The organism is Alkalimonas mucilaginosa (assembly GCF_036327005.1).
In the GTDB taxonomy this organism is placed as follows: Bacteria; Pseudomonadota; Gammaproteobacteria; order Enterobacterales; family Alteromonadaceae; genus Alkalimonas; species Alkalimonas mucilaginosa.
The window spans coordinates 138566-162016 of the sequence record NZ_JAUGZK010000002.1; the positions used below are offsets into that span (position 1 = coordinate 138566).

The 23451-nt window shown below is 50.8% G+C and carries 28 protein-coding genes; 20 read left to right on the forward strand and 8 right to left on the reverse strand.

Features of this window, described 5'->3' with window-relative positions:
• The first annotated feature begins 102 nt into the window (after positions 1-102).
• Positions 103-945, forward strand: coding sequence for a substrate-binding periplasmic protein (locus QWF21_RS02920; protein WP_330086543.1), 843 nt, complete (start codon positions 103-105; stop codon positions 943-945).
• 7 nt (positions 946-952) lie between these two features.
• Here QWF21_RS02920 and QWF21_RS02925 read toward each other — a convergent pair whose 3' ends face one another.
• Positions 953-1444 carry an aldolase/citrate lyase/malate synthase family protein gene (locus tag QWF21_RS02925; RefSeq protein WP_330086544.1) on the reverse strand — a complete coding sequence of 164 codons (492 nt, stop codon included), beginning with the start codon at positions 1442-1444 and terminating at the stop codon, positions 953-955.
• A 159-nt stretch (positions 1445-1603) separates the two neighbouring features.
• Between QWF21_RS02925 and QWF21_RS02930 the strand changes: the two genes are divergently transcribed.
• From QWF21_RS02930 to QWF21_RS02945, 4 genes are all read left to right on the forward strand, one after another.
• Positions 1604-3112 carry a DUF3612 domain-containing protein gene (locus QWF21_RS02930; protein ID WP_330086545.1) on the forward strand — a complete coding sequence of 503 codons (1509 nt, stop codon included), beginning with the start codon at positions 1604-1606 and terminating at the stop codon, positions 3110-3112.
• Positions 3113-3184: 72 nt separating this feature from the next.
• Complete coding sequence (locus tag QWF21_RS02935) at positions 3185-3589, forward strand: YacL family protein (protein WP_330086546.1); 405 nt, start codon at positions 3185-3187, stop codon at positions 3587-3589.
• A 163-nt stretch (positions 3590-3752) separates the two neighbouring features.
• Complete coding sequence (gene glnK / locus QWF21_RS02940; protein WP_091343543.1) at positions 3753-4091, forward strand: P-II family nitrogen regulator; 339 nt, start codon at positions 3753-3755, stop codon at positions 4089-4091.
• 11 nt (positions 4092-4102) lie between these two features.
• Positions 4103-5374 (forward strand): ammonium transporter, encoded by a 1272-nt coding sequence (locus QWF21_RS02945; RefSeq protein ID WP_330086547.1) that lies wholly within the window; start codon positions 4103-4105, stop codon positions 5372-5374.
• A 209-nt stretch (positions 5375-5583) separates the two neighbouring features.
• Here QWF21_RS02945 and QWF21_RS02950 read toward each other — a convergent pair whose 3' ends face one another.
• A complete protein-coding gene (locus QWF21_RS02950) occupies positions 5584-5730 on the reverse strand; it encodes a hypothetical protein (protein WP_330086548.1) in 147 nt (48 codons plus the stop codon).
• A gap of 625 nt (positions 5731-6355) precedes the next feature.
• Between QWF21_RS02950 and QWF21_RS02955 the strand changes: the two genes are divergently transcribed.
• Complete coding sequence (locus QWF21_RS02955) at positions 6356-7288, forward strand: Dyp-type peroxidase (protein WP_330086549.1); 933 nt, start codon at positions 6356-6358, stop codon at positions 7286-7288.
• Between the two features lie 26 nt (positions 7289-7314).
• On the opposite strand, the gene argR is transcribed toward QWF21_RS02955, so the two are convergent.
• Complete coding sequence (gene argR, locus QWF21_RS02960; RefSeq protein ID WP_330086550.1) at positions 7315-7782, reverse strand: transcriptional regulator ArgR; 468 nt, start codon at positions 7780-7782, stop codon at positions 7315-7317.
• Positions 7783-7941: 159 nt separating this feature from the next.
• Here argR and mdh point away from each other — a divergent pair, with 159 nt between their 5' ends.
• Positions 7942-8880, forward strand: coding sequence for a malate dehydrogenase (gene mdh / locus QWF21_RS02965; protein WP_330086551.1), 939 nt, complete (start codon positions 7942-7944; stop codon positions 8878-8880).
• Positions 8881-8940: 60 nt separating this feature from the next.
• On the opposite strand, the gene QWF21_RS02970 is transcribed toward mdh, so the two are convergent.
• The 4 genes from QWF21_RS02970 to ygfZ all read right to left on the reverse strand — a co-directional run bounded on the left by QWF21_RS02970 (position 8941) and on the right by ygfZ (position 11837).
• On the reverse strand, positions 8941-9321 hold the full coding sequence (locus QWF21_RS02970) for a bactofilin family protein (RefSeq protein ID WP_330086830.1): 381 nt from the start codon (positions 9319-9321) through the stop codon (positions 8941-8943).
• Entirely contained in the window at positions 9282-10232 is a 951-nt protein-coding gene (locus QWF21_RS02975) for a M23 family metallopeptidase (protein WP_330086552.1), read from the reverse strand. Before QWF21_RS02975 ends, QWF21_RS02970 begins: the two co-directional genes overlap by 40 nt.
• Before the next feature lie 127 nt (positions 10233-10359).
• Positions 10360-10845 (reverse strand): FKBP-type peptidyl-prolyl cis-trans isomerase, encoded by a 486-nt coding sequence (locus QWF21_RS02980; RefSeq protein ID WP_330086553.1) that lies wholly within the window; start codon positions 10843-10845, stop codon positions 10360-10362.
• Positions 10846-10856: 11 nt separating this feature from the next.
• A complete protein-coding gene (ygfZ, locus tag QWF21_RS02985; protein ID WP_330086554.1) occupies positions 10857-11837 on the reverse strand; it encodes a tRNA-modifying protein YgfZ in 981 nt (326 codons plus the stop codon).
• A 171-nt stretch (positions 11838-12008) separates the two neighbouring features.
• Between ygfZ and QWF21_RS02990 the strand changes: the two genes are divergently transcribed.
• Together QWF21_RS02990 and QWF21_RS02995 are read left to right on the forward strand one after the other, a co-directional pair.
• Positions 12009-12260 carry an FAD assembly factor SdhE gene (locus tag QWF21_RS02990; RefSeq protein ID WP_330086555.1) on the forward strand — a complete coding sequence of 84 codons (252 nt, stop codon included), beginning with the start codon at positions 12009-12011 and terminating at the stop codon, positions 12258-12260.
• Positions 12247-12690: a protein YgfX gene (locus tag QWF21_RS02995; protein WP_330086556.1), complete on the forward strand. Its 444-nt coding sequence runs from the start codon at positions 12247-12249 to the stop codon at positions 12688-12690. The genes QWF21_RS02990 and QWF21_RS02995 overlap by 14 nt, the downstream gene beginning before the upstream one ends.
• Here QWF21_RS02995 and nadB read toward each other — a convergent pair.
• The gene (gene nadB / locus QWF21_RS03000; protein ID WP_330086557.1) at positions 12687-14288 is read right to left on the reverse strand and encodes an L-aspartate oxidase; all 1602 of its coding nucleotides are present in this window, start codon (positions 14286-14288) and stop codon (positions 12687-12689) included. The genes QWF21_RS02995 and nadB overlap by 4 nt on opposite strands.
• Before the next feature lie 181 nt (positions 14289-14469).
• Between nadB and rpoE the strand changes: the two genes are divergently transcribed.
• The 11 genes from rpoE (at position 14470) to acpS (ending at position 23450) form a co-directional block, all read left to right on the forward strand.
• Positions 14470-15045 carry an RNA polymerase sigma factor RpoE gene (gene rpoE / locus QWF21_RS03005; RefSeq protein WP_330086558.1) on the forward strand — a complete coding sequence of 192 codons (576 nt, stop codon included), beginning with the start codon at positions 14470-14472 and terminating at the stop codon, positions 15043-15045.
• 25 nt (positions 15046-15070) lie between these two features.
• Positions 15071-15766, forward strand: coding sequence for a sigma-E factor negative regulatory protein (locus QWF21_RS03010; protein ID WP_330086559.1), 696 nt, complete (start codon positions 15071-15073; stop codon positions 15764-15766).
• The gene (locus QWF21_RS03015; RefSeq protein WP_330086560.1) at positions 15766-16710 is read left to right on the forward strand and encodes a MucB/RseB C-terminal domain-containing protein; all 945 of its coding nucleotides are present in this window, start codon (positions 15766-15768) and stop codon (positions 16708-16710) included. The genes QWF21_RS03010 and QWF21_RS03015 overlap by 1 nt, the downstream gene beginning before the upstream one ends.
• Complete coding sequence (locus tag QWF21_RS03020) at positions 16703-17182, forward strand: SoxR reducing system RseC family protein (RefSeq protein ID WP_330086561.1); 480 nt, start codon at positions 16703-16705, stop codon at positions 17180-17182. Before QWF21_RS03015 ends, QWF21_RS03020 begins: the two co-directional genes overlap by 8 nt.
• Before the next feature lie 113 nt (positions 17183-17295).
• On the forward strand, positions 17296-19095 hold the full coding sequence (lepA, locus tag QWF21_RS03025) for a translation elongation factor 4 (protein WP_330086562.1): 1800 nt from the start codon (positions 17296-17298) through the stop codon (positions 19093-19095).
• Between the two features lie 16 nt (positions 19096-19111).
• The gene (gene lepB / locus QWF21_RS03030) at positions 19112-20035 is read left to right on the forward strand and encodes a signal peptidase I (protein ID WP_330086563.1); all 924 of its coding nucleotides are present in this window, start codon (positions 19112-19114) and stop codon (positions 20033-20035) included.
• Positions 20036-20074: 39 nt separating this feature from the next.
• Complete coding sequence (gene rnc, locus QWF21_RS03035; RefSeq protein WP_330086564.1) at positions 20075-20719, forward strand: ribonuclease III; 645 nt, start codon at positions 20075-20077, stop codon at positions 20717-20719.
• Complete coding sequence (gene era / locus QWF21_RS03040; protein ID WP_330086565.1) at positions 20709-21626, forward strand: GTPase Era; 918 nt, start codon at positions 20709-20711, stop codon at positions 21624-21626. Before rnc ends, era begins: the two co-directional genes overlap by 11 nt.
• Positions 21613-22335 (forward strand): DNA repair protein RecO, encoded by a 723-nt coding sequence (recO, locus tag QWF21_RS03045; RefSeq protein WP_330086566.1) that lies wholly within the window; start codon positions 21613-21615, stop codon positions 22333-22335. Before era ends, recO begins: the two co-directional genes overlap by 14 nt.
• 9 nt (positions 22336-22344) lie before the next feature.
• Positions 22345-23073, forward strand: coding sequence for a pyridoxine 5'-phosphate synthase (gene pdxJ / locus QWF21_RS03050; protein WP_330086567.1), 729 nt, complete (start codon positions 22345-22347; stop codon positions 23071-23073).
• The gene (gene acpS, locus QWF21_RS03055; RefSeq protein ID WP_330086568.1) at positions 23073-23450 is read left to right on the forward strand and encodes a holo-ACP synthase; all 378 of its coding nucleotides are present in this window, start codon (positions 23073-23075) and stop codon (positions 23448-23450) included. The genes pdxJ and acpS overlap by 1 nt, the downstream gene beginning before the upstream one ends.
• The last annotated feature ends 1 nt before the right edge of the window (position 23451 follow it).

Genomic DNA, 23451 nt, shown 5'->3' on the forward strand with positions numbered 1-23451 from the left:
AGAAAAGCCTCTAAAAGAACCTTTGATTAGTCACTTCTAATCTTTCGCTTTGTTAACATTTGGCTATGATTAGAAGAGTGTACTGCGACAAGGATGCAGGTGATGGTTGCCGGACTGAGTGGGTATTACTGGCCCCGGCGTATGGTACTTGGGTACCGTACTTACCTGTTTTGTGTATTGCTCTTTTTCTCCACCCCCCTTTTTACAGCGAAGGTATTTGCCGGGACCGGCGTTACTCCCCCGGCTGGTACGCTTCGCGTTGCAATCGCTGCAGAAGATTACCCTCCTTTTTATTATCAGAATTTTGATGGTGAGATGGATGGCTTTTCAGTCCGAGTGTTGCAGGCGCTGAGTGCGCAATTGCAACTTTCACTGAACTGGCAGCGCCTTCCCTGGAATCGGGTCGTACATCATCTGGAGATGGGGCGGGCTGATCTGGTGCTGGTCATGTATCACAGCGACAGCCGATCGGAACGGTTCCTGTTCAGTGATATCAGTTACCTGCAAGATGGGATCGTATTAGTTTGTTACAGGGTTTGTAAGGTATCACTCAGCGATAATATGGCTGAGCTGGCCGACAATGAGCTAGCACTGGTGCGGGGGTTTTCCTATGGTCAGGTACTGGATGCATTGCCATTGAATGCTGTCACCATGGTGGAGTCCGATACCTTATTACTGAACTTGCTGTCACATGGCCGGCTGCAACTTGGCATTGCTTCCTATTTAACGGTCAGTCGTGCTCCCCTGATGCAGCAGCAAAGTCCACCGCTGGAAATTCTGTTGCCTTTTCTTGCGGTAGTGGATATTTATTTTGCTTTTAGTCGGCATAGCGCACTTAGCTTGGCCCAAATGCAGGCTTTTAATCAGGCGTTAATCGACTTTGTGCAAAGCCCTGATTACAGGGCTCTGCGCGCGGAGTTTCAGCTTGATTTGCCGGATGACTGACTGGTACTCAACCAATCTGATAGTCCTCACCATCCGGTGCGGTGAATTGTTTTGGCTCGGCAGCCAACTGGCAGCCATGCACCAGGCTAAACCAGGCTTGCTGCTCGGGCAATTCAATCTGAATATCATTGATGCCGGCAGCATCACTGTGTTCGCAGTGGCCCAGGCTGATTTCGACGTGGCGGCCATCCTGCATCAATACAATGGCATCCGGTGCGCTTTTGCGGCCGCACAAGGCGACAAACTGACCAGGTTGTTGCAAGCCCGCTTTGCGGCCATCGGCGAAGAATGCCAGCAAATGCTGATAGTAGACTTCGTACTGGCAGACATCGCGGTGCGAGCCTTCCGTCAATGGAAATAATTTATCCAGCAGGCCTTTGGAATACGCCATGACTTGCTGCACATGGTGCTCGTTCAATTGATGGATCTGGCTGATCTCTTGTTGGATCAGCGGTTGAACATCGCGTTTGGCGGTAGCGGCTTGTGTCATCGTATTCATTGTCAATTCCTCACTCTCTATCCGTATGGTTTGCCCGTGGTTCATGCCACTGGTGCTGTCGGGTACCGGCAGGGAGTTATTGCCCTTGCTCGATTTTTAGTCTAGGCTAATTTTAAGAGTAATTTGACAATAAAAATTTTACAGTGTGAATTTTACAAAATGAAAGCCAATAAATCCTTACTGCGGAAGTCCCATTTTTTGGGGACAAAAATACGAAACTTGCGTAAGCGAAATCACTTAACTATGGAGGACTTGTCTACGCGCTGTATCCGGGTGAGCCCGGAGTACGCGCCTTCGGTCTCCTATTTATCGATGATTGAGCGGGGTAAGCGAGTGCCCAGTGTTGAGATGCTGGAAGTGATTGCCGAGGTGTTTCAAAAACCACTGGATTGGTTTTTAGATGGTGAGGAGCAGCAAGAAGATATTATTCCGAATAAAGGCAGCCGTGGTGGCATTCATGGTATGCCACTGGAACCGGGTTTTTTATTCTCACCAGATATCCTGCAAATTGCTTTGCCGGAAATGTTATCGCAAACCGGGACCAGCTCACGCCAGTTTGCCCAGCTGTTGATCCGGGCACACCAGGAGCATCATCAAAATCATTTTCCGGAGCTGGAGCGGGCCGCAGAGGAGATTGGTTTAAAGCGCATGCCGCTCAGTGTGGATGATTTGCTACAGTTGGCAAAGGCTCAGGGATTGCAGCTCAGCTGGTTTGATGAAGCGCCGGCAGAGGTACTGGATGAACTGGGCGTGCGCAGCAACAATGTGCCTACCTCCTGGTTCGAACCCCCTAAAATATTAAAACTGAACCGGTTGTTGCAGCAGTACCCAACCCGGCTCAAATACGAGCTGGCGGTACATATTGGCCATGCCGTGTTGCACAACAAAGATGGCGTGAAAAGTGCGATGTCGGTTGGGGGCGCGCACAGCTCCGGTGCTATGGTCACCGACCGGGTGTCGCCGGAAGATATTCTGCATGCCTGGCGTGATTTTGAATCCAGTTTTTTTGCCGGCGCATTGTTGTGCCCGAAAGTACCTTTTCGCCAGTTGCTGGACCGCCATGGTTATGAAATCAGCAGTCATAAGTTGGCTGAGGTATCGGCTTCGGTCGCAATGCGGCGGATGACGGCGGTATCCAGCTATCCGCATTGGCATTACTTTGATGCTTATACGCCGGGGAAGTTAAAAGCGGTGTATCGGGGCAATGGCATTCCACTACCCTGGGGCAATATGCGGGCAGTGGAGGACCCATGCCAGCACTGGGCTGTTTTTCGTATGTTTGATGTGCCGGGTGAGGGCAGCTCGGCACAACTGTCGCTGCTGGATGTGCATGGCCGGCCGCGCATCTACTGCTGTGAATCGGTGCGGGTTACGGATCTGGCCGGTAATGCGCATGTGCTTTGCGCCGGGATTGATCTTAATCCGGCACTGGAAGCTCAAGGCCTGGATGCGGATAGTCTGGCGGCCGATATGAAGGCACTGTGTATCGCCGAGGGAGGTGGCGCCAGGATCCCCAACTCGGTACGAAGCCCGCTGATCAGCGTTGCCAACATTCTGAATATTAACTGGATAAGCCGCAGTTTGGAGAAGCCTGCACAACTTATTTGTTCACGCGGTACCAGTTGCCCCCGGCAGCCCTCTTGTTACCAATGCACAGCAGATAAATAAGTGCATTGAGTGGCCCGGCATCCAGCATAGCGCCTTGCTTTGAGCTATAATCGACAGCAGGAGGTAAGCACTGTGGATTACGAGTTTTATTACAGCCGCGACACAGGTAATTTCAATTTGCAGTTGCCATCCGAGCAGGATGCGATTGCACGTTTTTTGCTGGATGAGTTTGTGCTGGACCAGGCTGGCTATCATTTGTTGCTGCGTGAGCTGCATACCCTGGATCAGCATTGCAGTTGGCAACACCAGGGAAAAAACTGGTCGCTGTTTGTCGAAGATGGTGATGTGTTGGTTTGCCATCACTCTTTACTGGAGCAGGAGCATGAACCCTTGCCGGATAAATTAGCTGGCAGTGAATTGACACTGGATGAAGATAATCTCCAGGCTGAATGTGGTTTGGTGGATTTGATTGCCCTGATAGAACAATGGCAGGTATTTGTGGCCGGCCAGCAAGCGAAACGCAACGGCGCCTACTAAAGCTGCACTTTTGCTGGGAATAAACGCACCTATCTGGTGCGTTTTTTTATGTCTACAACGTTTCAAATCAAATTATTCATTGATATTCAATCTCTTGAAAAATTGGCACACGATTTCCTTATAGAGATGGCAATCATAACGATAAACCCAGAAGGAAACATCTATGAAGCTTGTATGTGCCATCATCAAGCCCTTTAAGCTGGACGATGTTCGCGAAGCCATCGCGGAGATTGGTGTGGAAGGCTTAACGGTCACTGAAGTGAAAGGCTTCGGTCGGCAAAAAGGGCATACCGAACTTTACCGTGGGGCAGAATACCAGGTGGATTTTCTACCTAAGGTCAAACTGGAGATTGCCACGCTGGATGAACATGTCGATCGCCTGATCGCTGCTATTGAAAAAGCCGCCTGCACCGGACGCATCGGTGACGGTAAGATCTTTGTGTTTGAGCTGTCGCAGGTGGTACGGATCCGTACCGGTGAAACCGACGCCGACGCCATCTAGGGAGAAACAGCATGCAAGAACAAATTTATCACTTACAATTTGCCATGGACACCTTCTACTTTCTGATGTGTGGTGTGCTGGTGATGTGGATGGCTGCTGGTTTCTCCATGTTGGAAGCCGGCATGGTACGCTCAAAGAACACCACCGAAATTCTGACCAAAAACGTCGCGCTGTACTCCATTGCCTGCATTATGTATTTGATTTGCGGCTATCAGCTGATGTATCAGGGTGGTTTCTTTTTAAGTGGCATTACGGAGTTGGATGTGGATGCCACTCTGGCTGAGTTTGCCGGCCGCGAAGATGGCTTCAGTGGTGACTCTATTTACGCCGGTGCGTCCGACTTCTTCTTCCAGGTTGTGTTTGTTGCTACGGCGATGTCGATTGTCTCAGGTGCTGTGGCTGAGCGTATGAAACTCTGGGCTTTCCTGGTGTTTGCAGTGGTACTGACTGGAGTGATTTACCCGGTGCAAGGAAGCTGGACCTGGGGGGAGCAGGCGGTGTTTGGTTTGTACGAACTAGAAGCCTTGGGCTTTTCCGATTTTGCTGGCTCTGGCATTGTGCATATGGCCGGTGCTTCTGCAGCCCTGGCTGGTGTGTTATTGCTGGGAGCCCGTAAAGGCAAGTACACCGCCGATGGCAAAACCCATGCAATTCCCGGGGCCAATATGCCTCTGGCTACGCTCGGTACTTTGATCCTGTGGATGGGCTGGTTTGGCTTTAACGGTGGCTCGGTATTAAAGCTGGGCGATATGGCCAATGCCAACGAAGTGGCGGTGGTTTTTGTGAACACCAATGCGGCCGCAGCTGCTGGTGCTATTGGTGCGCTGATATTGTCCGTGATCCTATTCCGTAAAGCTGATTTGACCATGGTACTGAACGGTGCGCTGGCAGGTCTGGTGGCCATTACAGCAGAACCTTCCACCCCAACCCCACTGCAGGCGACTCTGTTTGGTGCTATCGCAGGCTGCATTGTGGTGGGAGCCATTATCGGTATGGATAAGCTGAAAATTGACGATCCGGTTGGTGCTATCTCAGTGCATGGTGTTGTTGGCTTGTTTGGCTTGCTGCTGGTGCCATTAACCAATGAGGGCAGCAGCTTCAGTGGCCAGCTAATTGGTGCCGCCACTATATTTGTCTGGGTGTTCGCTACCAGTTTGATTGTGTGGGCCATTTTGAAACAAGTGATGGGCATTCGTGTCAGTGAACAAGCTGAGTACGAAGGGGTGGATCGCAGTGAGTGTGGTGTGGAAGCCTACCCGGAATTTGTCTCTTCAGTAAAGTAACAGAACCGGGAGATGTCGGTGGCGTCTCCCGGCGCATGGCTGATTCTGTCTTATCAACAGGTAAAACCGGATTAGCAGGAACCTGAGGGTTCGAGCCACCAAAACTCTATGAAAGCAATGAGATCATCTCGCTGCAGCTTGGTAAGGGCAGCGGGATTTTTTATTGGGGATAAACGAAACGACCACAAAAGAAAACGGCCGCACTACTACTAGCGGCCGTCTTGCGTCTTGTGCTCAGCATCCTGCTGTTGCTGTCCCTGCCTGGCTTCCTGTGCCTTCATCCTGAAGGTTCCCTGCCTGGCTTCCTGCCGTGTCCTGTTGTCCTTAGAAGCGGCTTCCTGCTGCTTCACACTCATCCTGAGCGGTCCTGCTTCGTTCCTCTGGTTCCATCTGCGCTAGTCAATCGAAATCCTGTCGATCGTGGCGTCCTGCCTGCTCCCTTGACTGACTTTATCCGAAAGTCACTTGCTGTCCGTTGCGTGTCCTGTGCATCCTGCCATTAGCTGCTTTGCCAATGTCACTCATCCTGAGTGAGTCCTGTGGTCGTCCTGACCTGCTTCCTGTGCGGCATGTATTCCTTATCATGCAGGTTCGTCCTGAACCGGTCCTGAATCATCCTTACACATCCTGTGGATCGCTATTCACTTAAAATTGCATATAATAAGTGACATCCTGTGGCGCTTTGTTCATCCTGAACTTGTCATCCGCTGACATGATTAGTATGCGCTGAACTGAGGAGGGCAGCTACCGAGGGTAGGAAAAAAACTTTGCTGTCATATTATTGTAAAAGTAACTTTTTCTTGCTTATCTTTTATAAAACATGCAGTTAAGTTGAGTGCGCAACCTGGGGATGGCATCTTTTGCCGCTTTGGCGCACTAGTTTGTGAGATATATCTCACACAAGAGCCGGTCATTTGACTATTCAAGGTCACTCCGGTCAGGACAAATTAAACGATAAAGGATGAAAGGAGTACAGCACGCATGGCAAGAGAGCAGCTTGGAGTTTGTGCCGAAGCCAATTTGCATGGTGATTTTTTGTTGTTAAACGCCATCGATGGCCAGGAGGTTTTTTTACGTCAGCAACTGGCACAAATCCCTGCACTAGTAAGCCAACTGGCTGATCATTTTTCCGAAGCCATGCTGACCGGTGTGGTCGCGATAGGTGCAAGCTATTGGGATACTTTGTATCCGGAAGCCCGACCTGCGGGTTTGCTGCCTTTTCCTGTGCTGGAATCGTCTGAGTTGCTGATGCCAGCCAGTGCTTTTGATTTGCTGTTGCAAATTCGCTCCGACCGGCAGGATGTGAACTATCTTGTGGCGCAGCAGTTGTATCAGCTGTTGGCTCCAGCTGTTGAACTGGTGGAGCAGATGCGTGGTTTTCGTTATTTGGATGGGCGCGATTTAACGGGGTTTATCGATGCACCGGAAGCTGTACGGGGCCGAAAGCGACGCGAGCTGGCTTTGCTGACTACCGCGCAGGAGCCGCAATTTGCAGCAGGTAGCTATTTGCACTTGCAGCGATTCCGGCACGATCTGAAACGTTGGCAATTGCTGCCGGTATCGGCGCAGCAGGCCATTATCGGGCGCAACAAGTCGGATGGACAATGGTTGCCGTTGGTGCAACTGGAAGCAGATTGTCATAGCCTGTGTTTTTTCCAGGATAAAAACCGCAATCAGCCGCTCCCTTTATTGACGCAAAATATGCCATTCGCGGATTTAAAACAGCAGGGACTGCTATGGCTTTCTTACAGCTCCGACAGTACAGCATTCGAAACCTTTATCCGTCAACGACTGGGCGTAGGGGAGTTGCAGGCGGATGGGTATGATCGTTTACTGGATTACTGTCAGGCCGATTTGGGAGCTGCTTTTTTTGCACCCTCGGTAAGCTTTCTGGAACAGTATGAACGCCGCTAAACCCGCCCTGCTTGCAGGGCGGTGGCTCACACTTTTTCAAACAATTCAGTGACTTTTTCCAGCGTAAAGTTGATATTTTTCACACTGATTGGTGCGATAAAAATGGTGTCATCACCAGCAATGGTGCCGAGTACGCCCTCAGCTCTACCGACAGAGTCAAGCAAACGGGCAATGAGCTGTGCAGCGCCAGGGCTGGTCCGAATGATGATCATCACATCATTGTGTTCAATATCCAGCACCAACTGGCGCAGCGGGCTTTTGGTGGTAGGTACGCCTAGCTCGGGTGGTAAGCTGTATACCATTTCCTGCTTGGCATTCCTGGTGCGAACAGCACCATATTTACTGAGCATACGGGATACTTTGGACTGACTCACGTTGTCAAAGCCCAATGCTTTTAACGCATCCACGATGTCCCCTTGCGAGCCAAAGCGCTCTTCTTTCAGCAAGTTTTTAAATGCCTGGATCAGGGCTTCTTGTTTTAATTGCTTGGTCATAATGGTCACTTTTCTGTACGGCTGGGCTAATCTGATCAAGTTACTCTATTACTAAAGTCTGTGCAGTAAATTACCGCAAAATGGGGTAAAATGCTCGGGATTTTATTCATTGCATGCATATTTATGCCTGTGTGTACCAACTGAACAAGGGGATTACCAATGAAAGTAGCTGTGTTAGGTGCGGCCGGTGGGATTGGCCAGGCGTTGTCGTTGTTATTAAAACTGGATTTACCGGCAGGGACTGAATTGGCCTTGTACGATTTGGCTCCAGTCACTCCGGGTGTCGCTGTCGATTTAAGCCATATCCCAACCGCTGTTCAGGTAAAAGGCTATGGTAAAGAGGACCTGGCAACTGCACTGAAAGGTGCGGACGTGGTGATGATCCCCGCTGGAATGCCACGTAAGCCTGGCATGGACCGCTCCGATCTGTTTAATGTCAACGCCAATGTAGTGAAAACTCTGGCTGAAGCTATTGTTGAGCAGTGCCCGAAAGCTCTGGTTGGCGTGATCACCAACCCAGTGAATACTACCGTTGCTATTGCTGCTGAAGTATTCAAAAAAGCCGGCACTTATGATGCTCGTCGTTTATTTGGTGTCACTACCCTGGATGTGATCCGTGCTGAGACCTTTGTTGCCGAATTGAAGGGTAAAAATCCGGCAGAGATCACAGTACCGGTGATTGGCGGCCACAGCGGGACCACTATTCTACCGTTATTGTCACAGGTAGCAGGCGTAAGCTTCAGTGATGACGAAGTAGCCTCTTTGACACACCGCATTCAGAATGCTGGCACCGAAGTAGTAGAAGCAAAAGCTGGCGGCGGATCTGCGACACTGTCCATGGGCCAGGCGGCTGCCCGTTTCTGCGTGTCTTTAGTCAAAGGTTTACAGGGTGAAGAAGTGACTGAGTACGCTTATGTTGAAGGCGAAGGTACTCATGCCCGTTTCTTTGCGCAGCCTTTGGTGCTGGGCAAGAATGGCGTGGAGCGTTTGCTGCCAATCGGTAGCTTGAGTGGCTTTGAGCAAAAAGCCATGGATGATATGTTGCCAACCCTGCAAGGTGATATCAAGCTGGGCGAAGACTTTGTACAAAACGCTTAAGCTGTTTTAAGCAAAAAACCGTGCCAGCTTGGCACGGTTTTTTTTGGCGTATAGCCAGGTTTAGCTGGCGGCATTGTCTTGTTTAGAGGCTTGATCAGCCAGCTCTGGCTTGGGCTCACTTTTTTGCAGTTTCACCACTTGATCTTCCGCTGTCGGCTGACTTTCACCAATAAACTGACCTCCGCGCTCAATGCTAAGCTCATCGCTATGAATACAGCCTTGTGCTTTACCATCGGGTAATATTTCTACGTGATTGGCATAACACTCACCTTCAAACAAGCCATTGATAATGACCTTGTCGGCAATGATTTCACCTTTCACCCGGCCAGAGCGGCTGATTACCAGGGTTTTTTCGGTATTGATTTTTCCTTCCATATAACCATCGATATGAATATCGCAGGTTAGTCGGAAACTTCCGTGGAAGGAGCTGCCTTGTGCGATGACAGTAGCAGCTGATTGCTTACTTTTGTTTCCAGCATGCTGACTAAAGAATCCCATTGAATGCTCCTTTCCTGTGTAAATACATGATCAAAGTTGCTGGTATCCCAATCCATAAAGGCTTGAGGATTGATGGGCCGCTCAAGAAAGTGCACTTCGTAATGAAGGTGGGGTGCTGTCGAGGCCCCGGTATTTCCTACTGTGGCAATCAACTGACCTTTTTCAACAAAGGTACCGGCTGTCACTTTAAACTCGTGTAAATGCGCATAAAGGGTAGCAAAGCCAAAGGCGTGGCGTATTTTTAGCATATTGCCATAACCGCCATTGCTGGGACGGACACTTTCAACCACTCCATCCGCCGGGGCATAGATAGGAGTACCCCGGTTGGCGGCTAAATCGACACCCCGGTGATGACGTTGATTGCCATGGATCGGATGGGTACGATTGCCAAAGCGAGATGAGCGGTAACGAAACTCCAGCGGAGAGCCGCTGGGGATCATTTGCAGCATGGTGCTACGAACCGCAGAGTTTATCGTAGCGGTGTCCAGCCGTTGGTCTAAATTCTGACTGCTATCCTGCTCCAGCCCCAGAGCTTGCTCAATTTCTCCAAGCCGGCTGGTTGCCATATAAATTTCATCGCTGCGAACCGCCAGTTCCTCTTCCAGATTGGCTCTGTGGCTTTCAAGGCTGGTGATGTCTGCCAGCAGTTGCTGGGTATGCTGCTCCAGGCTCAGTTGCTGCTGATGGTGTTTATCGACCTGATTCAACAGGTAATTGACAAAGATCGCGGTGGCCAATGTCAGAGCCCCTAACAGCATCACAATGATCACAAAATAGCGACGAAGCAATTTACCTATGGTGTATTGGCGCGAGCCATGCACACTGGAAATAGAAATGAGCAGTTGATCTTTCATACGGCCTGCTGGCTATTTGGGTTAGCGGCGAAAAGAAGTAAAAATAAGGTGAATCGACCAATCTGTCAAGCTTTGTAACGGTTTGAGGCGGAAAAGCCACTCACAGAGGAGTGGCTTTTGCTGAATTTCAATGGCCTGCAGTACCATCGATACCATGGGCATGGCCATGGGCGATTTCATCGGCGGTGGCTTCGCGCACTTGCAGCACTTCCACATCAAAGGTCAGATCGATGCCAGAAAGAGGATGGTTGCCGTCTACCACGACCTCTTCATCACCTACTTCAACAATAATCACTGAGTGCTCACGACCGTCCGGGCCTGCGGCACGGAAACGCATGCCGACTTCTACTTCCATGCCTTCAAACATCGAGCTTGGCACCGATTGTACCAGTTGGTCATGACGTTCACCGTAAGCGTCTGCAGCTTCGATGGTGGCATTAAAGGTATCACCAGCTGTTTTGCCAGCCAGTGCTTTTTCCAGTCCGGGGATTAAGGAGCCGTGGCCATACAGGAAAATCAGTGGATCACCACCAAAGGATGAGTCCAGCTCCGTGCCTTGCGGATCAGTGACTTTGTAATGCATGGCGACGACTTTGTTTTGCGAAATAGACATGAAGACCTCAATTATTGAAGGGTGTATGGCAACGGTTGCAACTCAAGCAAGGTATCAGGCTCTGCAGCCAACCGTAAGCGAGTGTTCGCTGTTGTATCATTGGGTAGTACCGCCAGCAACCAAAGTTGTTGATTGATATTGACGGCATTGATGACCTGGCCAGCCCGGCGCCAGTTGGTTTCTAATTGCATCTCTATCTCACTGCCAGCGACTGGTGTGCCGTTGGCAGGGGCCGATAGAATATATGTAGCACGCTTATTTTTACCCAGATATTTCATTCGTGCGACCATTTCCTGGCCAAGGTAGCAGCCTTTGTCGAAACTGATGGCATCCTGAGCTTGTAAGTTTAGCATTTGTGGGACGTACTGGCCGATACTTTCCTGCTCCAAATAGCTTAAACCATGTTGAATATGAGCCAGTAACCAACGAGTTGGCGCACTCAAAGGCAAGGCGCTGTCTGACAGCCATTGATGGGCCTGGCTGTGATCGCATAGCAGCAGGTAATGATCTTCAGCCAATGCCAGTAAGTGGCAGCCTGCTTGTTGCTGACGCAAACCAGGTTGTAAAGCGGGAAAACCCAGTTGTTGCAGCAGTTCTGTAACTGCTGTCTGGTTGCCAGTGATACCAAAGACAGCCCACTCCTGTTGGCCAGGTTCGAAACTGACTTTAGAAAAAACGCCAAACTTTTGCCATTGCGCCAGGGAAGTCACCAGTTCATCACGATAAGCAACGACCAGTAAGTCATTGCTGCTTTGCTGCAGCAGATGAAAAATGGACCACATTTTACCCTTGGCATCACAGTGCGCGCCACGCAAAAAATTGCCATCGGTTAAACGGCGTAGATCGCAAGTGGTCTGACTTTGCAGATACTTTTCTGCATCGGGGCCATGGATGCGCAGCACATCAAAGCCGGGTAAAGGGCTCATGCAGACAGGGCCTGTCTGATTGGATAAATGAGCTAATTGTTCAGCCTGGATCCAGCTTGATTGCATAACCTGACGTTTCTTTTATAAAATTACATAACACAGATCATTGGGCAAATCTGCGCAAAGCTCAACCCCGAAGGCGATAAATTTTCTTGGTGACTTACTGTGACGAGTCATATCGGTCTTGTTGTTTTTAGGTATAATCCAGCTTAAAGCGTTCGGATGAGGATTGTGTGAATGTCGGACTTAATGATCAAACCACGTTTACGTTGGGCTTGCCGGCGTGGCATGTTGGAGCTGGATGTGTTGCTCGCGCCCTTCGTCGAGGAGGGCTACGATGCGCTTAGCTTGGCGGATAAACAGACCTTTGAGCGATTACTGGCTTGTGATGACCCGGATCTCTTTGCCTGGTTTATGGGGCATGCCAAGAGTGAGGATGCTGACTTGCAACGTTTGGTTGGCGTGATTCTGGACCGTGTACGCGTCTAGTTTAAGCCTGACGCCATCGCGTTGGCGCCGTGGTGCCAGGCTTGGCCTGCTCGGCTTTGCTCTATTACTCAGCATACAACTGCCATTGGCTGGTCACTGGTTGTTGCTTTTTTTGTGCACGCTATTTGCTTTTGCCTGGTGCTGGTGGCAAAGCTGGCACCGGCCTGAGCCGTCTGTCACTTTGATACTGGGGGAAGCTGGAGAAGTACGCTGGCTGCCAGCTTGCCGGCCGGCTGGGGTTTTGACTGCTCACAGTCTACTGTCGCCCTGGGCCATTCTGTTGTGCTGGCAAAGTGCACCCGATAAGGCCAGCCCTCAAGGCCGTACTCACAGGTGCTGGGTACTGGCAGATCAGTGCAGCGATGCTGATTTCCGTGCCATCGCCAGAGTCATCCGGCAGTGCCGCTGGCTGCAGGCCAGCGTGAATTAAGATGGCCTCGGGGTTAAGATGGTCGGGCTGCTTTTGGCATCATCCAGGGTGTGTGGATAATCCAGGTTATAATGCAGCCCACGGCTTTCTTTGCGTTGCAGGGCACTGCGGATAATAAGTTCTGCCACTACCACCAGATTGCGCAGCTCAAGTAAATTGTTGCTGACCTTAAAATGACTGTAGTACTCCTGAATTTCCTGTTTTAGTAATTCTGCCCGGTGCAAAGCACGTTCCAGCCGTTTGTCGGTGCGGACTATGCCTACATAATCCCACATAAAGAGTCTGAGTTCATGCCAGTTGTGGGTAATTACTACTTCCTCGTCGGAGTCGCTGACGCGGCTTTCATCCCATTGCGGCAGGTTTTCGGGTAAAGCAGTGGCCGGGAGCTCTTGCAAGATATGACGCGCAGCCGCCTGAGCAAATACCACGCACTCCAATAGGGAGTTACTGGCCATGCGGTTGGCACCATGCAGGCCAGTGTAGGCAACCTCCCCGATGGCGTAGAGGTTGGCAATATCGGTCTGGCTGTTCAGGTTCACCATGACGCCGCCGCAGGTGTAATGCGCTGCTGGTACAACCGGGATGGGCTCTTTGGTGATATCCAGTCCTACACTTAAACACTTGGCATAAATGGTGGGGAAGTGCTCCAGAATGAAATCGGCTGGTTGATGGCTGATATCAAGGTAAACACAGTTGGCGCCCAGCCGCTTCATCTCATAATCAATGGCGCGGGCGACAACATCCCGTGGTGCTAATTCTGCGCGAGGGTCAAAGTCTGGCATAAAGCGGCTGCCATCCGGTCGTTTCAGGTAAGCGCCCTCACCACGCATGGCTTCAGTAATTAAAAAGTTGGGCGCATCCGGGTGGTACAAGCTGGTTGGGTGAAATTGATTAAATTCCATATTGGCTACCCGGCAGCCCGCCCGCCAGGCCATGGCAATCCCGTCGCCACTGGCTACATCCGGGTTGCTGGTATACAGGTACACTTTACTGGCACCACCTGTCGCCAGAGCAACAAAACGAGCGGGCACAACCTCTACCTGACGAACCTGTTGACTCCAGATATAGGCACCCAGACAGCGACTTTTATCGTCATTGGTAATCAGATCGATGGCATGATAATGCTCCAGCAGCCGGATATTCGGATGTTGACGCACTTGATCAACTAGCGTGATTTGTACCGCTTTGCCAGTGGCATCGGCAGCATGCAAAATACGGCGATGGCTATGGCCCCCCTCACGGGTTAAGTGGTACTTTAGCTTGCCATCATCATCCTGGTATTGGTCAAAAGGTACGCCTTGCTGGATCAGCCATTGCATGGCTTCTTTGGCATGTTCGGCGGTAAATTGCACTGCATTTTTATCACAAAGGCCGGCGCCAGCAACTAAGGTATCGCTGACGTGACTGGCGATGCTGTCATTTTCATCAAACACGGCGGCTATACCACCCTGGGCGTACAAGGTAGATCCTTCACGCAAGGCGCCTTTGCTAAGGACCAACACTTTCGCATGATCAGCCAATTGCAAAGCCAGCGATAGCCCCGCAGCACCACTGCCAATAATAAGTACATCACATGGGTATTCTTTTTGCTCTGTCATAAGATACACTGCTGCCGGAATTGGACTCGCGTTCATGATAGCGATGACATAAGCTTATTGTAACTTTTTTCCTGCAAGGGGCAGAACTATTTATGACACCTTTTGTCCTAACCAGTACGCCAGACGAGCGCCAGTTACAAAAAACGATAGTAGTAGAATGGGTTACAGGGGATAAGCTCGGATGAGCGAGCAAGAATTGGATTGGCAGATTGTCCAGCGTGTGCAGCAGGGAGACCAGGCTGCCTTTAATTTACTGGTAAAAAAATATCAGCATCGAATAACGAACTTAATCTCACGCTATGTCTCTAACCATGGAGATGTGGCTGATGTAGCGCAGGAAGCTTTTATAAAAGCTTACCGGGCTTTACCAGGTTTTCGTGGTGACAGTGCTTTTTACACCTGGCTTTATCGGATTGCCGTGAACAGTGCTAAGAATTACCTGGTGGCATCGTCGCGCAAACCACCTGCCAGCGATGTTGACGCAGAAGATGCGGAGTACTTTGATGGCAGTGATGCGTTAAAAGAGCAGGATTCACCGGAAAAGCTATTGCTTTCCGACGAAATACGGCAGGTGGTATTTGACACCATTGAAAGCTTGCCGGATGAGTTGCGAACCGCCATTACCTTGCGTGAGCTGGATGGCCTGAGTTACGAAGAGATTGCCGATGTGATGGGGTGTCCCATTGGTACAGTACGCAGCCGGATTTTCCGTGCTCGTGAAGCCATAGACTTACAGCTTAAACCTTTGCTAAGCTAAGCATGAGTGAATGACAGGAATGACTATGTCGTCAAAACAACAGCACTGGCAGTCTGCCGAGCAAATGCAGCCGTTCAATCCGGCTGAGTCGCATGCAAACTTTCCGACGGACTGGCTATCGGCTGCTATTGATCAGCAAAAGCTGACCGAGCAGCAGCTAACGGAGCTATTACGCGATGAGGAGTTGCAGCAACAGTTTGAGCGCTATCAACTGATTGGTGCTGCTATCAGGCAAGAGCTTCCTCAACAAATCCATACGGACTTTTCCGCCCAGTTTGCTGCCAGGTTGCAGCAAGAACCGGTACATCAACTGCAACCGCATGGCTCTATTCTGCAACGGCTCGGCCGGCGATTCCAGGCTGCCGCCAATGCTGAGTGGTTCAAGCCGACAGCGCAAACCGCAATTGCTGCCAGCGTGGCTTTGATGGCGGTGGTAGGTGTGCAGCATTATCAGTTGCCACAGGAGCAGGAGTTCATGACGCCATTGCCCGTGTTGCATACTCAGCCCGTCGCGGGCTTTGCTACCCCTGTTAGTCTAAGCCAAACCACGGTGGATGCCCGTTTGGAACAACATGCACATCAAGCCATGTTGGAGCAGCAGCGTCGTTTGCAAGAGCTGCTTAATGCCCACCATCAGCAAGTTCGAATCCTGGAGCACTCAGCGCTGTTATCTGAGCAGCAAGCGCCGGTTGTGGAACCGGAGTCTGACGGACAATACTGATGCGATGGTTTTTGTTGCTAATGCTGACTGCCAGCGCGATTTCTTCCGGAAGCGTCCTGGCAGAGTCAAAAGGGTGGCAGTTGTTTGAACGCAGCCAACAGGCTGTTCAGACCAGGAATTTTGATGCTTCTTACGTGGTATTCAAGGGGGAGCAAATCACCAGCTTCCGTTGGATGCATGGTCTGTCTGAACAGCAATCCCTTGAGCAGCTGGTGCCATTGGATGTGGACGGTATCGATATCTTGCGTAAAGGGAAGGTGGTTTACTACTTAACGCCTGAAAAACCAGCCCTTATTACGTTAAGCTCTTACATTAAAGAATTACCTTCACTGTTGTATCAATCGGTCGAGGACCTGCAACAGCTGTATGATCCCGTATCCGGCAGTGTCAGCCAAATGGGAGGTCGATCTGCTCAGTTGCTTCGGTTAACTGCCTACCACCCCGGCCGTTTAAGTTACTGGCTATGGCTGGATGTAGAGACGGGGTTTCCACTGCGGATTGATACGGTAGCTGAACGGCACCAGGTGCTGGAGCGTTGGCAAGTTACCCATTTGCAGTTAAGTCCTCAACTTCCTGAGGCTCTGAATGCTTTACTGGAATTGTCTTTGCCAATACCGGATAGGTCACAATTGCAAGTGACAGACAGCAAAGCGGATACCAGTGACATTACATTGGCTTGGTTGCCATCTGGCTTTAAACTGGCTGAAGATACTCCTGGTTTGCCTCGCCTGGGGATGCCTCTACTGCAATACTGGCTACTTAGTGACGGCTTGCATCAGGTCTCTGTGTTTGTACAGCAACCTAATCAACAACCACCGCAAGCTTACCGTGATGGTGCCACTACCATCTATGTGCAATCAGCTGAACATTTTGATGTCACCGTTATTGGGCCTGTCACTCTGGATATTGCGCGTCAGATAGCTGATGCGGTCCGTTATGATTGAGCAAATCGCTACTGTGCGTCAGTTAGAGACCACCGGTGCCTGGCTGGAAACTACCCCTGTCAGCACCTGTCAGTCATGTCATGCCAGCGAGCAGTGCGGCACCGGCATTGTCACCAAAACCTTCACGCCCAGACGTAGTCATTTTTTTATTGTGACCAGCGAGACACTCCTGCCGGGACAAAAGGTACGCATTGGTACTACTGAGCAACGTTTGTTGTTGGCTGCGTTCAGCTTGTACCTGGTACCGTTATTATTGTTGTTAGTGGGGGTTGCCGTTATTAGTTGGTGGCAGCCTTTGCTGCATGAGGGCTGGCTCATTGGCCTGGCTGTGGTGCTACTTTGGAGTGGTTTTCGACTGGCAGCCAGGTTGGCAAAAAAGCTGGAGCAGGATGCTGTAGTGTTGTTGGAGGTATTGCCAGAGCTGGCAGTGACCCCGGTAAGCACTGAAACAGCCCGGTCGAAGATCACATAGCCAGCCGTCGCAGGATCGAGTACAATTCGCCGATAATCCAATCATGCCATCTGCTGCCGTACAACAACTGCATCAGCAGAGCAGGGCGCAGCGTTTGAACAATTTGAGACATTATGCCAAAACTCAGTCATATCCGTAACTTTTCCATCATCGCTCATATTGATCACGGTAAGTCCACCTTGTCGGACCGACTGATCCAGCATTGCGGTGGTTTGTCTGACCGTGAAATGCAACAACAAGTACTGGACTCGATGGATCTGGAACGCGAGCGTGGCATTACCATTAAAGCGCAAAGCGTCACCTTGCATTACAAGGCACGGGATGGCGAGACATATCAACTGAACTTTATTGATACGCCCGGGCATGTCGATTTTAGTTACGAAGTCAGTCGCTCACTGGCAGCTTGCGAAGGTGCTCTGTTGGTCGTGGATGCAGGCCAGGGGGTAGAAGCGCAAACAGTGGCGAATTGCTATACCGCCATTGAGATGGATCTGGAAGTGCTGCCGGTACTGAACAAAATTGACTTACCACAAGCTGATCCAGAGCGGGTAAGTGCAGAAGTCGAAGACATCATTGGGATTGAAGCCATCGATGCCGTGCAGTGCTCGGCTAAAACCGGCCTCGGTATTGAAGATGTGCTGGAAGCCATTGTACTTAAAATACCAGCTCCAGAGGGTGAGCCCGAGGCTGCTACACAAGCCCTGATTATTGATTCCTGGTTCGATCCTTACCAGGGCGTTGTGTCTTTGGTCCGTGTTAAGCATGGTCAAATCAGCAAAAAAGACAAAATTAAGGTGATGTCGACAGGGCAGGTGTACGATGTCGATAAAATCGGTATTTTCAGCCCCAAGGCTACTGAAACTCAGGTATTGAAAACCGGCGAAGTTGGCTTTGTGATTGCCGGTATCAAAGAAATTAAAGGGGCACCGGTAGGGGATACCCTGACGCTGGCGAAAAACTCAGCAACGGCGCCTTTGCCGGGCTTCAAGCGGGTTAAGCCACAGGTGTATGCTGGTGTCTTCCCTATTTCATCGGACGATTACGAGGATTTTCGTGATGCGCTGGCCAAGCTTAGTCTGAATGACTCCTCACTGTTTTACGAGCCGGAAAGCTCCAGTGCCTTGGGCTTTGGTTTTCGCATTGGTTTCCTTGGCATGCTGCATATGGAAATCATTCAGGAGCGGCTGGAACGGGAGTATGATCTGGATCTGATCACCACTGCCCCGACCGTTATTTATGAAGTCATTACCAAGTCCGGGGACACCGTGATGGTGGATAATCCCAGTGTCTTGCCAGCGGTCAATGACATCGCTGAAATCCGCGAGCCCATTGTCGAGGCCCATATTCTGGTGCCACAAGAGTACCTTGGCAACGTCATTACGCTTTGTGTGGAAAAACGCGGCACTCAGATCAACATGACCTACCATGGTCGTCAGGTGGCGGTGGTGTACGAACTGCCAATGGCGGAAGTGGTCATGGACTTCTTCGACCGTTTGAAATCAACCAGCCGGGGCTATGCGTCGCTGGATTACAGTTTCAAGCATTTCCAGGAGTCTGATATGGTACGGGTGGATGTGCTAATTAATGGCGAACGCGTCGATGCCTTGGCGATGATTTGCCATCGTGATTTTGCGCAAAATCGTGGCCGTTCGCTGGCGGATAAACTTAAAGAGCTGATCCCGCGCCAGATGTTTGATATTGCCATTCAGGCGGCGATCGGGAACCACATTATTGCCCGTACCACGGTAAAACAATTGCGTAAAAACGTGATTGCCAAGTGTTATGGTGGTGATGTTAGTCGTAAGAAAAAGCTACTGCAAAAACAAAAAGAAGGCAAAAAACGGATGAAGCAGGTAGGCAATGTGGAAGTACCACAAGAAGCCTTCCTGGCCGTATTGCGGATGGACAAATAACACAGGATAGGATGTTATGGCAGGATACTTTGCAATTTTTTTAGTGCTCGCTACGGTGACCAGTGGCTTGATTTGGTTATTGGATGCACGTTTGTTTGCGCCAAAACGCCGCCAGCAAGTGGAAACGGCGGTTGCTGCCGCTGGTGGTAAATTGCCGGAAGAAACCATAGCCCGCCTTACCAAGGAGCCGTGGCTGACAGAAACTGCCCGCTCTGTGTTTCCTATCCTGGCGATTATTACGGTACTGCGCTCATTTTTATTTGAGCCTTTCCAGATCCCTTCAGGCTCGATGATGCCTACCCTGTTGGTGGGCGATTTTATTTTGGTACAAAAATTTGCCTACGATGTGAAGGATCCGGTATTTCGTAAGAACCTGTACCGCAACAGCTTGCCACAGCATGGTGATATCGCTGTTTTTAAGTTCCCGAACAATCCGAGGCTGGATTATATTAAGCGTGTGATCGGCTTGCCTGGTGACCGGGTGATTTATCGTGATAAGCAGTTTTTCATTCAACGTGCCTGTCCGGAGGAGCTGCAAGGCAATTGCCCTGGCCTGGAGCAGGTGCGCTACACCTTTGCCGGTGACAGTGAGTTTACGCAACAAGGTTTGCCACAAAAGCAATACACTGAGCGGCTGGGTGATCGCAGCTACAGCATTTTACAGACCCCGGCACTGGCAGAGCAAAAGCAACGTTATTATCGTCAAAGTGGTACAGCTATTGATGAATGGGTGGTGCCTGAAGGCCATTACTTTGCCGTCGGTGATAACCGGGATAACAGCCAGGACAGCCGTGAATGGGGCTTTGTTGCCGAAGAGTTGCTGGTAGGCAAAGCTGTCTTTATCTGGATGAGCTTTGAGTTCAGTGATAATCCGGATCGGGTGCTACCACGCTGGGTACCCAGTGGGGTTCGTTTCGAGCGTATAGGACGTATTCAGTAGATGATAAGGCAACAAAACCCGTTAAGCCGGCTCATACCCATGTTAGGCTATGATTTTTCTCAGCCTGAGCTGTTGCAGCAAGCTTTAACACACCGCAGTTGCAAAGGGCGGCACAATGAGCGCCTGGAGTTTTTGGGCGATGCTATTTTAAGCATGGTGATTGCTGAAGCACTGTACCAGCATTTCCCCAATGCGAAAGAAGGTGAGTTAACCCGCATGCGTGCCAGTCTGGTAAAAGGAGTGACGCTGGCAGAGATTGCTACTGAGCTGTCGATAGCCGATTACCTGCGACTGGGTCCTGGAGAAATGAAAAGCGGTGGGCATCGCCGTGAGTCGATACTGGCCGATGCCTTTGAAGCTATTTTAGGCGCTATCTATCTGGATGCGGGCCTGGACGTGTGCAAAGAACGGATCTTGTACTGGTTTTCCAGTCGCTTGCAGCAGATAACCCCGCAGCAGCAAAAAGATTCCAAAACCAGGTTGCAGGAATATCTGCAGGGACGTCGGTTAGCATTGCCGGTGTACCAGGTCGAGCACACCGAGGGTGAGGCGCATAATCAGCAATTCACCGTCAGTTGTAGTATCGAGGGCCGCGCAGCTGTTGTTGCCAGCGGCAGTTCGCGACGTAAAGCTGAGCAAGATGCTGCCTATAAAATGCTGGAGCGGATCCAAGATGAACACTGAGATTGACACCAGCCAGCCAGCAACCCGTGCGGGTTTGGTTGCTATTGTTGGCCGCCCTAATGTTGGCAAGTCTACGCTGCTCAATGAGCTGATAGGCCAAAAAGTCAGTATTACTTCACGTAAACCACAAACCACCCGGCACCGTATTCTTGGCATTGATACCCGCGATGATGTGCAAACAGTCTATGTCGATACCCCTGGTCTGCATATCGAAGAAAAGCGGGCCATTAATCGTCTGATGAACCGGGCCGCAGCCAGCTCTATTCTGGATGTTGAACTGGTGCTCTTTGTGGTTGAAGGTACCCGTTGGACGGATGACGATCAAATGGTGTTGAACCGGCTGATTGCCGCTAAGAAAGATGTGATTCTGGTGGTGAACAAGACCGACCAGGTGGCTGATAAAGAAAAGCTGATGCAGCAACTGCAGTGGTTGGGTCAGCAATTGAATTTTCTTGAGATTGTACCTGTCTCGGCCAAAAATGGGAAAAATGTGGCTGAACTTCGCGCTTTGGTGCAGCGGCAGCTACCGGCTTGCGAATTCTTTTTTCCGGAAGACTATGTCACCGATCGCTCCATGCGCTTTATGGCGGCAGAAATAGTGCGCGAGAAGTTGATGCGCTTTTTGGGTGATGAGCTGCCTTACTCGGTGACAGTAGAGATTGAGCGTTTTAAGTGGGAAGAAAAGCTCTACCATATTGCTGCTTTGGTATTGGTTGAGCGGGAAAGCCAAAAACGGATGGTGATCGGCAATAAAGGTGAGCGCGTTAAAACGATAGCCACCGAAGCACGGAAAGATATGGAGCGTTTGTTAGAGCAGCAGGTGTTCTTGCAGATCTGGGTGAAGGTCAAGTCTGGCTGGGCAGATGATGAGCGCGCTTTGCGCAGCCTGGGGTATGGCGAAAACTAACTGCCAGGATCAATGGCACTCCGCCTATATTCTGCATCGCCGACCTTTGGCTGAGCACAAAGTGATCTTGCAGCTGTTACTGCCGGAGCTAGGGCGATTGTCGGCAGTGGTAAGAAAACGCACTGGCAAACAGCGGCAGCCACTGCAACCATTTCAATTATTAACACTGCAACTGGGTGGCCGCTCTGAATTAAAAACAGTGTTAAAACTGGAAGAGCAAGGACCTGGCCTGCAACTGCAAGGGCTGGCTTTATTCAGTGCTTTTTATCTCAATGAACTGATTTGCCGCATTTGGCCAGACAACCTGGCCAGTGAGCAACTTTTTTTGTTGTATCAACAGGCTTTGCAACAGTTAACGCTTGCGCAGCATCAAGCCAGCTTGCTTGAGCCGGCATTGCGGCAGTTTGAGTTCAGCTTATTGTCCGAGTTGGGGCAGCCGGTGGACTGGCAGCTTGATGCCGATGGCTTGCCCTTGCTGAGTGAGCAGTGCTATCTCTGGCAGCATGAGCAGGGCTGGCAGCCGGATGGCCGGGGCTGGCAGGGCCATGTGCTGCTAAGGATTGGTCAGGGTGATTGGGCTGCGGCCGATTGCCGGTTAGCAGCCAAGCAAATTAGTCGGTTATTACTGCAGCCCTGGCTTGGCGATAAACCTTTGCAAAGCCGGGCGCTTTTTCAATCAACGGCGCCGGCAGGTGACCCTTCGCTTTAGGAGACTGTGATGTCTAAAATTCATTTGGGTGTGAACATCGACCATGTGGCAACATTGCGGCAGGCACGTGGTACCCAGTACCCTGAGCCGGTGCATGCTGCCCTGGTGGCTGAGCAAGCCGGCGCTGATGGCATTACTGTGCACTTGCGGGAAGACCGCCGCCACATTGTTGATCGTGATGTTTATCTGTTGCAACAAACCATCAGTACCCGGTTGAATTTTGAAATGGCCGTGACTGAAGAAATGCTGGCCATTGCGTTGGATGTTAAACCGTACTTCAGTTGTCTGGTACCGGAAAAGCGCGAAGAGTTAACTACGGAAGGTGGCTTGGATGTTGCCGGCCAGTTGGATAAGGTACGCTCAGCCTGTCAGCGGCTTGGTGATGCAGGCATACTGGTGTCCTTGTTTATTGATCCGGATGTCAGTCAGATTGATGCGGTACTTGCCGCAGGGGCTCCTTACATAGAGTTGCATACCGGCCGTTATGCTGAATGCAGTGGGCAGCAACAACAGCAAGAGCTGGCACGGATCGAGCAGGCTGCCCGTTATGCCCATAGTAAAGGTTTGGTTGTCAATGCCGGCCATGGCTTGCATTACCATAATGTGCAGCCTATTGCGGCAATACCTGAAATGTACGAGCTGAATATTGGCCATGCCATTGTGGCCCGGGCAGTGTTTAGCGGTTTGCACGCAGCGGTGGCCGATATGAAACAACTGATGCTGGAGGCGCGTCGCTGATGGCTATTGCCGGGCTTGGCACCGATATTGTACAAATCAGCCGGATTGAGCGAAGCCTGGCCCGAGGCCCTGCGTTGGCAGAGCGTGTATTAACACCAGTGGAGTTGGCCGATTATCTGGCTCATACTCAGCCGGCACGGTTCCTGGCAAAACGATTTGCTGCCAAAGAAGCCGCGGCAAAAGCATTAGGGACTGGCATTGGTCGCGGTGTTTCCTGGCAACAGTTTCAGATCGATCACGATGAGCTGGGTGCGCCATTATTACGTTGCACTGGCTTTAGCGAGCAATTATTGCAACAACGCCAGATCACGAATTGCTGGCTGAGTATCAGTGACGAGCAGGACTATGCCTGCGCCACTGTGATTCTGGAGCGCTGAT

Excerpts from the sequence above, each read along its gene's own strand:
- recO (WP_330086566.1), top strand. The coding sequence starts at position 21,613 with ATGGCGAAAACTAACTGCCAGGATCAATGGCACTCCGCCTATATTCTG.
- QWF21_RS03015 (WP_330086560.1), top strand. The coding sequence starts at position 15,766 with ATGCGATGGTTTTTGTTGCTAATGCTGACTGCCAGCGCGATTTCTTCC.
- QWF21_RS02930 (WP_330086545.1), top strand. The coding sequence starts at position 1,604 with ATGAAAGCCAATAAATCCTTACTGCGGAAGTCCCATTTTTTGGGGACA.
- QWF21_RS02950 (WP_330086548.1), bottom strand. The coding sequence starts at position 5,730 with ATGAGTGTGAAGCAGCAGGAAGCCGCTTCTAAGGACAACAGGACACGG.
- rpoE (WP_330086558.1), top strand. The coding sequence starts at position 14,470 with ATGAGCGAGCAAGAATTGGATTGGCAGATTGTCCAGCGTGTGCAGCAG.
- ygfZ (WP_330086554.1), bottom strand. The coding sequence starts at position 11,837 with ATGCAATCAAGCTGGATCCAGGCTGAACAATTAGCTCATTTATCCAAT.
- QWF21_RS03020 (WP_330086561.1), top strand. The coding sequence starts at position 16,703 with ATGATTGAGCAAATCGCTACTGTGCGTCAGTTAGAGACCACCGGTGCC.
- lepB (WP_330086563.1), top strand. The coding sequence starts at position 19,112 with ATGGCAGGATACTTTGCAATTTTTTTAGTGCTCGCTACGGTGACCAGT.
- QWF21_RS02990 (WP_330086555.1), top strand. The coding sequence starts at position 12,009 with ATGTCGGACTTAATGATCAAACCACGTTTACGTTGGGCTTGCCGGCGT.
- pdxJ (WP_330086567.1), top strand. The coding sequence starts at position 22,345 with ATGTCTAAAATTCATTTGGGTGTGAACATCGACCATGTGGCAACATTG.
- QWF21_RS02975 (WP_330086552.1), bottom strand. The coding sequence starts at position 10,232 with ATGAAAGATCAACTGCTCATTTCTATTTCCAGTGTGCATGGCTCGCGC.
- lepA (WP_330086562.1), top strand. The coding sequence starts at position 17,296 with ATGCCAAAACTCAGTCATATCCGTAACTTTTCCATCATCGCTCATATT.
- acpS (WP_330086568.1), top strand. The coding sequence starts at position 23,073 with ATGGCTATTGCCGGGCTTGGCACCGATATTGTACAAATCAGCCGGATT.
- nadB (WP_330086557.1), bottom strand. The coding sequence starts at position 14,288 with ATGACAGAGCAAAAAGAATACCCATGTGATGTACTTATTATTGGCAGT.
- glnK (WP_091343543.1), top strand. The coding sequence starts at position 3,753 with ATGAAGCTTGTATGTGCCATCATCAAGCCCTTTAAGCTGGACGATGTT.
- QWF21_RS02955 (WP_330086549.1), top strand. The coding sequence starts at position 6,356 with ATGGCAAGAGAGCAGCTTGGAGTTTGTGCCGAAGCCAATTTGCATGGT.
- era (WP_330086565.1), top strand. The coding sequence starts at position 20,709 with ATGAACACTGAGATTGACACCAGCCAGCCAGCAACCCGTGCGGGTTTG.
- mdh (WP_330086551.1), top strand. The coding sequence starts at position 7,942 with ATGAAAGTAGCTGTGTTAGGTGCGGCCGGTGGGATTGGCCAGGCGTTG.
- QWF21_RS02925 (WP_330086544.1), bottom strand. The coding sequence starts at position 1,444 with ATGAATACGATGACACAAGCCGCTACCGCCAAACGCGATGTTCAACCG.
- QWF21_RS02945 (WP_330086547.1), top strand. The coding sequence starts at position 4,103 with ATGCAAGAACAAATTTATCACTTACAATTTGCCATGGACACCTTCTAC.
- QWF21_RS02980 (WP_330086553.1), bottom strand. The coding sequence starts at position 10,845 with ATGTCTATTTCGCAAAACAAAGTCGTCGCCATGCATTACAAAGTCACT.
- argR (WP_330086550.1), bottom strand. The coding sequence starts at position 7,782 with ATGACCAAGCAATTAAAACAAGAAGCCCTGATCCAGGCATTTAAAAAC.
- QWF21_RS03010 (WP_330086559.1), top strand. The coding sequence starts at position 15,071 with ATGTCGTCAAAACAACAGCACTGGCAGTCTGCCGAGCAAATGCAGCCG.
- QWF21_RS02920 (WP_330086543.1), top strand. The coding sequence starts at position 103 with ATGGTTGCCGGACTGAGTGGGTATTACTGGCCCCGGCGTATGGTACTT.
- rnc (WP_330086564.1), top strand. The coding sequence starts at position 20,075 with ATGTTAGGCTATGATTTTTCTCAGCCTGAGCTGTTGCAGCAAGCTTTA.